The 10821-nt window shown below is 71.0% G+C and carries 7 protein-coding genes and 1 pseudogene; 1 reads left to right on the forward strand and 7 read right to left on the reverse strand.

All coding sequences use genetic code 11. The features are described 5' to 3' along the window. The 6 genes from G6022_RS04140 to G6022_RS04165 all read right to left on the reverse strand — a co-directional run. Nucleotides 1–1766: alpha/beta hydrolase-fold protein (locus G6022_RS04140; protein ID WP_182691037.1), on the reverse strand; the 1766-nt coding region annotated here is incomplete at its 3' end. A 242-nt stretch (nucleotides 1767–2008) separates the two neighbouring features. Next, nucleotides 2009–3133, reverse strand: coding sequence for an alpha/beta hydrolase family protein (locus G6022_RS04145; protein WP_182639980.1), 1125 nt, complete (start codon nucleotides 3131–3133; stop codon nucleotides 2009–2011). 194 nt (nucleotides 3134–3327) lie between these two features. Further along, nucleotides 3328–5406, reverse strand: a complete 2079-nt coding sequence (gene zomB, locus G6022_RS04150; RefSeq protein ID WP_182691039.1) for a flagellar motor control protein ZomB — start codon at nucleotides 5404–5406, stop codon at nucleotides 3328–3330. A 16-nt stretch (nucleotides 5407–5422) separates the two neighbouring features. Further along, entirely contained in the window at nucleotides 5423–6457 is a 1035-nt protein-coding gene (locus G6022_RS04155; RefSeq protein WP_182616140.1) for a decaprenyl-phosphate phosphoribosyltransferase, read from the reverse strand. Then, nucleotides 6454–7050, reverse strand: a complete 597-nt coding sequence (locus tag G6022_RS04160; RefSeq protein ID WP_347238147.1) for a phosphatase PAP2 family protein — start codon at nucleotides 7048–7050, stop codon at nucleotides 6454–6456. Before G6022_RS04160 ends, G6022_RS04155 begins: the two co-directional genes overlap by 4 nt. 49 nt (nucleotides 7051–7099) lie before the next feature. Continuing rightward, nucleotides 7100–9106, reverse strand: a complete 2007-nt coding sequence (locus G6022_RS04165) for a glycosyltransferase (RefSeq protein WP_095717071.1) — start codon at nucleotides 9104–9106, stop codon at nucleotides 7100–7102. 122 nt (nucleotides 9107–9228) lie between these two features. Between G6022_RS04165 and G6022_RS04170 the strand changes: the two genes are divergently transcribed. Further along, nucleotides 9229–9963 (forward strand): peptidylprolyl isomerase, encoded by a 735-nt coding sequence (locus tag G6022_RS04170; RefSeq protein ID WP_179524230.1) that lies wholly within the window; start codon nucleotides 9229–9231, stop codon nucleotides 9961–9963. 14 nt (nucleotides 9964–9977) lie between these two features. On the opposite strand, the pseudogene G6022_RS04175 reads toward G6022_RS04170, so the two are convergent. After that, nucleotides 9978–10821: pseudogene (locus G6022_RS04175) on the reverse strand (DUF5129 domain-containing protein); the annotation flags it as partial.

The following is a 10821-nucleotide window of genomic DNA, read 5'->3' on the forward strand; positions in this document are numbered from 1 at the left end:
TTGCGCGTGGTCAGGGAGATCTCGTCGGTGGTCGGGTACCCGAGTTCAGAGTTCTCCGCGCCGGCCTCCCGGTAGGTGGTCAGGATGGCGCCCTCGACGACCCTGGGGCCGGTGGCGGAGGACCAGTAGACGGTGCCGCCCTGGAAGCCCTGGACCACTCCGGGCTTGTTCGGGTTGGTGATCTCGTCGGTGGTCGGGTAGCCGAGGTCCCCGCGCTCGGCGCCGCGCTCCTGCCACATCGACCGGATCGCCCCGCGGATCGCGTGCGCCCCGGTGGTCGGCGACCAGTAGATGACCCCGTTCTGGAACTGGGTGAACCGGCCCCTGCCGTCAGGCGTGGTGGTCTCGCCCGAGGTGGGCAGCCCCAGCGGGCCGTCGGGTCCGCCCTCGGCCTGGTAGGCGGCGCCGATGGCCCCGAGGACCGAGTGCGCGCCCGTCTGCTGCGACCAGAAGACCCGGCCGAAGCGGAAGTCGGTGGCCTTGCCGCCCTTGACGTCGTACTCGCCAGTCAGACACGGGCCCAGACCGGGCTGACGCTCGGCGACCCGGGCGATCTCACCCTGCGCCGCGCACGGGGGCTCGACGTTCTCGATCTCGACGGCGCCCGCGAACTGGGGCCACGCCTGCATCATCTCGAACTGCCAGTACGGCCACGTGTGCGTGCCCGAGGGCCGGAAGTTGGCGGTCACCTCGACGCCGGCCCCGCGGGCCTTGTTGACGAAGGTCTGGGTGGTCATCCGCGACAGCAGCTCGAGCCCGTAGCCCGGGAAGTTGGTGGGGATGTCCGGCAGACCCGACGGCTGGTCCCACGGACCGGTGTTCCCGCTTCCCGCGGACACGTAGACGCTCTGGCCGCGGAGCTTGTCCGCGTGGAGCTTGGGGTCCTGCTCCTGCCACCTGGCCGAGCCGAGGGGTCCCCACATGCTCTCCGCCTGATACCCGCCGGCGTCCTGCATGGCCACCTTGATGGCCTCGGGCATGCCGAAGCTCGTGGTGTCGAGGAAGCCCGAGTAGCTCGCCGCGAACTGGAAGTAGTCCGGGTAGCGCTGCGAGAGCATCATCGCGGCCGTGCCACCCATCGACAGCCCGGCCACGCCGTGCTTGTCGTTCACCCGCCAGTCGCGGGCCAGTAGCGGCGGCAGCTCCTCCATGAGGAACGTCTCCCACTGGTAGGCCGAGCCGTTGGCGTCCGCGACCCAGTCCGTGTAGAAACTCGATTCGCCGCCGACGGGGAGCACGATGATCGCGTTCTTGGCGTCGAAGAACTGGGAGATCTTGGTCTCGAGGGTCCATCCGCTGGCGTCGTTGCGCGCCCGCAGGCCGTCGAGCAGGAGCAGGGAGGGGTACGTGCGTTCCGGCTCGGCGTTCCACTGGGCCGGGAGCATGAGCTGCACCTGGATGGCCTGCTCCATGGCCGGGGACTGCACCCACAGTGCGACCCGGTTGGCCGTCTTCCACTCGACCTTGTCCAGGCGGACTCCGGTCGGGAGGGTCGTCGGCACGCTCAGGGAGGGGGAGTCCACCCGGTTCCCGGGGGTCTGCCGGGCCGGGTCCTCCTGGCCGGGACCGGTCGGTGCCGGGGAGCCCTGGACCGGGGAGCCCTGGGCGGGAGTCTCCTGACCCGGGGTCACCCGGACCGGGGTCTCCTGGGCGCCCGCAGCCGGAGGGACGATGAGGCCGGAGCCCACCATTCCCACCACGAGTGGGGCCGCCAGGAGGGACGCCCACCGGGTGCGGGGGCTCGCGTGTGCGCTGGGGGTCGCCATGTGAGGTTCTCTTCCTTGCCGCGTCGTCGCCGAACGTCTCGGTGAACGGGCCGCGAGCGCGACCCGGACAGCTTCTGCCCGGGGCCCTGGTCCGTCGTCCGCCCGCGGGCTCCCCTCCCGCGGCCGAACCCGGTGGTCACGCAAGCGACCGGGGCCCCGCACGAGAATCTACGCACGGGGCCCCGGTGTGACGGGTGAGGACTCGCTGAGCGGAGCCCGATTCGTCGGCTAACCGACCGTGATCACCACGCGAAGGCGTTCATCACGGGCAGGATCTGCGCCGAGCGGGCGGCGATCAGGTCGTCGTTCCAGTAGCCCCACCCGTGGATGCCGGTGGTGCGGTAGTCGAACGTGGCCTGGTTGGGCCGGGCGTTGAGGGTGTTCTGGAACGCGATGGTCGATCCGCGCGACAGACCCTCGAGGATGATGCCGTTGAAGGTGTTGAACACGGCCTGCAGGCTGGAGGGCTGGTCGTACCGGCCGGGGATGGCCGAACCCGCGGTGACGTACATCGGGATGTCGCGCAGCTTGTCCGCGTTGAGCAGCGGGTCGTTCTGACCCCAGCGCGGCGAGCCCGGGAGGCCCCACATGGCGAACGGGTCGCACTTGCACTGGTCGAACATCGCCAGCGGGATCATCGTGTACATGCCCGGCGCGGTGGGGTTCATGTAGCCGGAGAACACCGAGACCTGCTTGAACTGGTTGCGGTGCTTGGCGGCCAGCATCGCGGCGGCGGACCCGCCCATGGACAGCCCGGCGATGGCGTTGTTGTCCGTGCGCACGCCGAAGTGGGCGTTCAGGTACCCGGGGAGCTCGCGGGTCAGGAAGGTCTCGTACTTGTACTCGACGAGGTTGCCGCCCAGGTTGATGGGCCGGTCCCAGTCGGAGTAGAAGGAGACCTGGCCGCCGACCGGCATGACCAGGGTGATGTTGTCCTGGAGGAAGATGCGCTGGGCCTGTGCGTCACGCGTCCACGCGTTCCAGTCGTCCCGCGCCCGCAGGCCGTCGAGGAGGTACAGGCCGGCGTTGCCGCCGAAGCGGGCGGGCTGGACCTGGACCTTGATGTGGCGGTTCATCGCCGGCGACCAGACGTCGCACAGCTGGACCCAGGAGGCGACCGGATCCCAGGTACACCCGGGGCGCAGCCAGTTCCGGAAGCCCACCGGGTTCTCGTTGCCGGCGGCCGGCTGGAAGGCGGGGGCCGCGGGCGGCGCGCCGGCTGATCCGGCGGATCCGAGGCTGGCGGACGAGCCCTGCTCGGTGGCCTGGGCGCCGACGAGAGCCGGAGCGCCGACGACGAGGCCTGCAGCCGTCGCCAGGGCGGTGAGCCCGGCGGCGAACTTGCGCCGGAGGGTGGTCTGGGACATTCGTGGGTTCCTTTGTTCGTTCCTGGTGCCCCCAGGTGACCCGGGGCATCGGTGACGTCCATCGGACCGGCCCCACCAGGGGAGGACCGGAACTGCGACATCGTTACTGTCGCTTATTCTGGGACAGGTGTTACAGGTCGGGGACCTGATCGATCCCCTACTGTTATCGATTCGAGACAACAGTACGGGCCACACTACCGAGTGCCCTGGTACTTCTCCACTTTCTCAGGCATGGGCAACCCGCACCTCTGCACCTCGTATGCAGGGATTCTGTTGATCCGGTACTCGGCGAATGAGAATGCGTTAACCAGGTTGGACCAGCGCTTCTCCAGCGTCAACGGGCCGGAATACGAGTCGATCAGCGCCTCGGTCGCGGGGCAGGTGAGCGCCACCTCGGCCTGGTTGACCCAGTTCACGTCAATCCATCGCGGGAAGTTGACCGGGTCCTCGACCACCCCGGTGCGCGCGAGCACCCAGTCGTACGGGAGGAACTTGTCGTGGCCGATACGCCCGTCCTCCATGCGGTCGGTGTGTGCGGCCAACGGCGAGGCCAGACCCACGGTGTCGTAGACGTCCACGTCGAGCGGGAGGTTCATGCTGGTCATGCCCAGGTTGAGGAACACGACCGTCTTGATGGGGTCGTCGGGCAGTTCGAACGGCTGCAGTCCGGGCATCGGGCGGTCGTAGGCCACCACGTCCCACCGGTCCTGGAAGCCCGGGACCGGCAGGAAGACCGCCCCCGTCCGGTTGGCCGAGACCTCTCTCACCAGTGCCCTCATGCGCGGGAAGTCGAGGTAGTCGTCCGCGAGCAACGGGTGCTTGTGGCCGGTCCGCTGGATGTAGAACTGCCGCTCGTCGACGATCCCCGCGGCGGTGATGGACTCCGGTTCGTCGCGGAACGGGTCCTGGACCACCTCGACGGTCACCGCCCATCCGACGACGACGAGCCACGCACCGGCGACGACGGGGACCGCCACCCGGCGCACGCGGGCGTCGTCCGCCCCGCGGGCGGGTCCGACCGGCAGGGGCACCACGGAGACCGGCAGGAGGAACAGGAACACCGACGGCAGCAGCACCCGGCCGTGCATGAAGTCCCCGCCGACCCGGGTGACGTACGCCAGCATGATCACGGCCACCACGAGGAAGGCGACCGTGACGACCGGGGTCGAGCGGACCCGGCCGCGCAGGCGGAGCAGACCGCCCACCTCGTCGTCGTCACCGGTCACCCCACCCCGGCGACGCGGGGACCCGGACGCGGCGGGGTCCGACCGGCGCACGGCCCACAGCGAGACCAGCCCGGCGAGCAGGACCACCGCCAGCGGCAGGAGCAGGACATACGGCGACAGCAGGTCCCACAGGTACTGGGCTCCCTTGTCCCACTTGGACCCGCCCGCGTCCTTGGCGACGGCCGTCAACGGATAGGGCAGGGCGTAGTACGACATCCGCCAGATCTGGTAGACCACCGGGACGGTTCCGGCGATGGCGACCAACCAGCCCAGATGCCGCCATGACTGCTGTGACGCCGCCAGCAGCGCCAGGAACACCACCGCCGCCAGCGCCAACTCGGGGCGCACCAGCGGACCGAGCCCGGCGATGAACGCCATCGCGGCCGTGCCCACCGCGGGTAGACCGAACCGGTACTCGCGGTGCGGCGCGCGGGCCCACCGCTGCAGGCCGAGCCACATGACGCCGATCCAGCAGATCACCAGCCCCGTCTCCAGGCCCGAGCTCGCGAAGTCCCGGGCGGGCGGCAGCATGATGTAGACCACCACGCCCAGCGGCAACAGCAGCATCGGACCACCGGCGGGGGCGCGCCGGGTGCCCCGGTACATCACGCGGGTGCCGAGCATCGCGCACGCGACCGCGATCATGCTCAGCGTCAGCGCCAACCCCAGGGCGACCAGCTCGAGCCGATAGCCGACGACCTCGTGGGTGAGATAGACGAGATAGGTCCACAGGGTGGAGGTGTTGGACTCGACCCGCTCCCCCGCGTTGAACACGGGTCCGTTGCCGGCGATGAGGTTGCGGACCGTGCGCAGGACGATCAGCCCGTCGTCGGCGATCCACCGGCGCTGCCACGCGCCGGCGAGGAACACCGCCACCACCACGACGAGGCCGCCCCAGAAGACGGCCGGCTCGGCCCGGGGTCGCCCGGTGATCCGCTCCGTGATCCGGTCGGTGATCCGCTCAGGGTTCCGCGAGGCCACGGTCGCCGGGGGCCGGTCCGCTGCCGGACGCCCCGCTCCCGGATTCCCCGCCGTCACCTCCGACATCGCCCGCCCACCCCGGTCAGGCGAAGGACGGCACGAGGTAGACGCCGATCACGACGGTCAGGACCCACAGCCCGGCCAGGACCTGCAGGACGCGGTCCCCGAGCGCGATGTCCTCGGGCTCGCCGGCCTGGGCGGCGTCGACGTCGACCGCATAGCGCAGCACCGCGATGGTGAACGGCACGATCGAGATCTGCAACCACACGGCCGAGCCGGACGGCTGGGTGGGATCGGAACCGCGGTCGTACGCCCACAGGGCGTAGCAGAGCACGAGCACCGTCGCCGACAGCGTCCACACGAACCGCAGGTAGGTCGGGGTGTAGCTCTCCAGGGCCTTGCGGATCTTGGCCCCGGTCCTCAGGTGCAGGTTCAGTTCGGCGTACCGCTTACCGGCCGCCATGAACAGGGAGCCGAACGCCATGACCAGCAGGAACCACTGCGAGATCTCGACCTCGGCCGCCGCGCCGCCCGCCACCGCGCGGAGCAGGAACCCGGAGGAGACGAACGCGATGTCGAGCACCGGCTGGTGCTTGAGTCCGAAGCAGTACATGAGCTGCAGCACGATGTACACGGCCACGACGATCGCCAGCGCCGGGTGGGTGAACAGCACCGAGATGCTGATCGAGGCGACGATGAGCGCCACCGCCATGCCGTAGGCCAGTCCGACCGGCAGCACCCCGGCGGCGATGGGACGGAACCGCTTGGTGGGGTGCGCGCGGTCCGCCTCGACGTCCATCGCGTCGTTGATCAGGTACACGCTCGAGGCCGCCATGCAGAACGCCACGAAGGCGATGAAGACCGAGAAGAGGACCGAGGTGTCGGTGAGCGTCTGCGACCCGGCCGCGGCGGGGGCCGCGACCACGAGGACGTTCTTGACCCACTGCCGTGGCCGGAGGGCCTTGATCATGCCGTCGAGCAGGTTCTTGGGCGGTGAGCCCTTGGCCTCCTCCTCGGCCTCGGCGAGGTCGATCTCGTTGGCGGTGTGCGGCTCCGCACCGAGAAGGTGGTGATCGCCCCCGCCCCGGGAGGCCGGGACTCCGGTCTGATCGGTCATCGATTCTCCTCGGGGGTCGGGGTGGTGCGCGGTCCGGGCGCGCCGTCACGCAGCGCCTCCGGCAGCAGGCGCTGGACGGGGTCCGTGGGCCAGACCGCGCGGGTGAGCGCAGCGCAGCCCGCGCCGACCGCGGCGCCGGCGAACACATCCGAAGGGTAGTGGACGCCCAGGACGAGCCTGGACGCCAGCATGACGGGAACGAGTGCGGGGGCCACGGGGACGCCGCTCACCGCCCCGGCCAACAGGGCGAACGCGGTGGTGGACGTGGCGTGGGAGGACGGGAAGCTGAGCGAGGAGGGCGTGCCCACCCCCACCTCGACGGTGGGGTGGTCCGGCCGTCGCCGCCGCACGACCCGCTTGATGACGACGGAGGTGGCGTGCGCCCCGAAGCTGCCCACACCGACCATCGCCCACCGGCTCCGGCGGGCGGGGTCGGCCACCACGCCGACCGCCGAGATCGCCATCCAGCCCAGCGCGTGCTCCCCGACGTGCGAGAGCGTCACGGCGGCCTCACGCGATCCGGGCACCGCGAGGAGCCGGCGCTGGATCCCGGCCAGCAACCGGACCTCACCGGTCGGGACGGGGATCTCCACCGTCGGCCCCGTGCCGGCGTGGTCGGGGCCGGCCGGCCCGGGTGCGGCCTCAGGCGTCGAAGACACGGCTCCAGGCCTCCTTGGTGACGAGTTCGGTGTGCGCATCACGGTAGCGGCGGCGCATCTCCGGGAACCGGCGGAAGAGCTCCCTGTGCACGGCCACCGACTCGGCGAACAGGGATCCGGCCTGCTCACGGTCGCGCTTGCGGTAGACCACCCCGCGCCCGTCGGCGGTGGTGACGGTGGCGCCGTCGACCCGGCTCAGCGAGTACCAGCGCGCCTCCACGGGCGGGAAGTTCGCCTGCGGCACCTCGTGGTGCGCCTTGTCGTCCCGGCTCAGGGTGTGGATGAGCCCCTTGCCCAGGGCGAGGGCCTTGCGGACCGGGCCCCGGGGCTCGGAGTGGATCCCGGCCGGGCCGCCGGAGGGCGCGGGCAGGTCCACGGCCGAGGGGATCACCACGGCGTCGGGGAACCGCGCGCGCATCGCCCGCACCTTGGGCAGGGCCGTCGGCAGCAGCTCGTAGAGCGCCTCCGGTCCTCGCAGGAAGTCGCGGATGGCCTCGATCTGGATGGCCACCGTCGAGTACTCGAGGCACACCAGGTGCTTGACCAGCGCCTTGAGGCTCGACTGCATGATGCCCTTGTGGTCGCCGTCGTGGTACAGCGACGCCACCACCAGCCGGTTGCGCAGGTGGAAGTAGGCCTGCCAGTCGATCGCGTCGTCCTTGTCCGACCACGCCATGTGCCAGATCGCCACACCCGGCATGGAGACCGTGGGGTGGCCGGCGCGGCGCGCCCGCAGGCCGTACTCCGCGTCGTCCCACTTGATGAACAGGGGCAGGGGCTGGCCGATCTTCTCGGCGACCACCCGCGGGATCAGACACATCCACCAGCCGTTGTAGTCCACGTCGATCCGGCGGTGCAGTTCCTTGGGGTTCTCCCGGTCGGTGAGGGGGTACCGGGAGAAGTCGTAGTCGTAGTCCGCGTGCGGGGCGGCGGTCCACATGAAGTCGTGCGCGCCCACCACCTCGCCCATGGTGTGGAGGTGGCTGCGCTCCTGGAGGTTGAGCATCTGGCCGCCGACCAGCATCGGCACGCGCGAGAAACGGGCGAAGGCCAGGGCCCGTAGGATCGAGTCGGGCTCGATCTCGATGTCGTCGTCCATGTAGAGGATGTACGGCGAGTCGGTGAGCCGCCGGGCCTCGTACATGATGCGGCTGTACCCGCCCGAGCCGCCCAGGTTGGGCTGGTCGAAGATACGCAGGCGCTCGCCCAGGTACTCGGCGGCCTCCGCGAACCCGGGCTCGTCACGCACCTTGCGGTCGCCCTGGTCCGGCATGAGCACCGCGTCCAGGACCGCGTCCACCTCGGGGTCGGAGGTGAGCGCCCGCAGCGCCGCGACCGCGTCCCCGGGGCGGTTGAAGGTCGGGATACCGACGGTCACCCGGCGGTCGTTGGGCACCTGCACCGACGGATCGGGGGTGCCGTCCGGGCCCGCGTCCGGGCGGGTGGCCGGCGCGTCCACGGCCGAGTACCACCCACCGGCGAGCACCTCGACGTCCGTGTCGGAGGTGAGGTCGAACCAGATCCACCCGCCGTCCTCGAACGGGCCCAGGTCGCAGACGAACTCGACCGTCGTGACCCGGTCCGCCCCCGACTCGCCCGGCTCGCCCACGACGTCCCCGGTGATCGCGATGCGCGAGCCGTCGATCTTGGACCGGTAGAGGTCCACACGGCCGGCGCCGCGGATCGTCAGCCGCAGGACCACCTCACCGAGGATCGTCCAACGACGCCAGTACGCCGCCGCGAAGGCGTTGAAGTAGGTGGCGAAGGAGACCTCGGAGTCCGCGCCGACGCTCAGGGTGGTGCGGCCGGCGGAGTGGGCGCGGCGGGCGTTGGTGGGGGCCTCGGCGAGGTAGAGCGATCTCACGTCCAGCGGCTCGCCGGCCCGGGGCAGGATGACCCGCTGGAGGCACTCCCGGCCGATCGGGTCCGCGAGACCGGCGACCGACCGCTCGACCTCGTCGACCAGTTCGTGGTGGCCGTGGTGGTGCATATGGATGAGTCCCCGTCCCTAGTCGAAAGCCGGGTCGATCGTACCCGGCGGGCCGGGGCGATCCCTCCCACCACGCGGAACCGGGGGTTCAGCGGCGTGGACGCGCCACGTAGGTTTGTCTCATGCAGCTCTCCGCCACAGCCCGGCCCCGTCCGACCCTCCGCACCGCCCTGGGCATCCTCGCCCTGTCGGTGCCCCTGGCGCTCGCCGGGTGCGGCACCGATGACTCACCCGCCGAGGACGCGGCCACCGGCACGACCGCGGGGACGCAGACCGGGGCCGAGGCGTCCGACGGAGGAACGGCCGACGCGGTCGAGTGCCCGCCCGCCGAGGGCACCGACGAGCGCATCACCTCGTTCGACTCCGCCCCGCCGATGTGCCTGACCCCCGGGGTCGACTACTCCGCCGTGATCACCACCGACGCCGGCGTGGTGACCGTGGACCTGCTCGAGGACAAGGCGCCGGAGACGGTGAACAACTTCGTCTTCCTGGCCCGCCACAAGTACTACGAGGGCATCACCTTCCACCGGGTGATCCCCGGCTTCATGATCCAGGGCGGCGACCCGCAGGGCACCGGCAGCGGCGGACCGGGCTACCAGTTCTCCGACGAGCTCCCCGCCGAGGGCGAGTACGAGATCGGGTCCATGGCCATGGCCAACGCCGGCCCGGACACCAACGGCTCCCAGTTCTTCATCGTCACCGGCGACTCCGGCGTCTCCCTGCCGCCGGCCTACAGCCTCTTCGGCACCGTCACCGACGGGATGGACGCCGTCACGGCGATCGAGGACGACGGCAGCCCGCAGGGCGCGCCGCGGACCGTGCACACGATCGAGTCGGTCGAGATCGTCGAGGGCTGAGGCGGGCCGGGGGTCTAGTACCCGCTCGACCCGCCGCCACCGGAGAACGAGGCGTTGGAGTAGCTCGTGTTGGTGGAACTCGCCGCCTGGGCCGCCTGCACGTCGTGGGCGTGCCAGCTCGAGACCACGTAGAACGGCACGAAGCCGTTGTAGCCGTAGCCGGCGCGCCAGTCCCGGTCGTACAGCCTCGGCGCGTGGCGGTCACCCGCGTCGTCCGCCGCCTCGACATCCGCCATCTCGCGGGCCCGGATGGCCTCCACCACGAGCCGGTAGTCCACCACCAGCCGTGCGTAGCGGTCCATGAAGTCGGCGGCCTGCGTGTCCCGGGAGAGCTCGTCCGCCCGCGCGTCGAGGGCCCTGGCCTCGGCGGCGAGACGCTCGTCCTCGGTTCCCAGCGCGGCGGCCAGCATGTCCTCGTGGAGCTCGCCGAGCTGGCGGCGGCGCACGTCCGCGTCACCCTGCTCCATGCGGAAGAGCTGGTCGATGTTCTTCTCCGCCGTCTCCATCTGATCGACCGTGGTGTGCGCGGTCTCGATGTCGTCGGCCTTCTCGCGGAACTCCGCGTCGGTCGACTCCGGCCGCAGGTCGCCGATCCGCCCCATGACGGTGTCCAGCGACAGGAATCGGTCCCGCACATCCGCCCACTGTGACCGCAGCTCGTCGTCTGCCAGCGGGGACGTGAGCGAGTTGGCGCGGATGTCCAGCCCGGTCAGTTCCCCCGCGACCCGCCCGTACTCGCGGGAGACCCGGTCGTAGCGCTCCCTCGCCGTCGCCGCCTTCTTCTTGCGGCTCGCCGCGACGCCCGCACCGATCGCGCCGGCGCCCACGACCCCCGCGCCGCCGAGGGCCCACGGCAGC

It is taken from the genome of Dietzia sp. Cai40 (assembly GCF_014145165.1).
GTDB classification, from domain to species: domain Bacteria; phylum Actinomycetota; class Actinomycetes; order Mycobacteriales; family Mycobacteriaceae; genus Dietzia; species Dietzia natronolimnaea.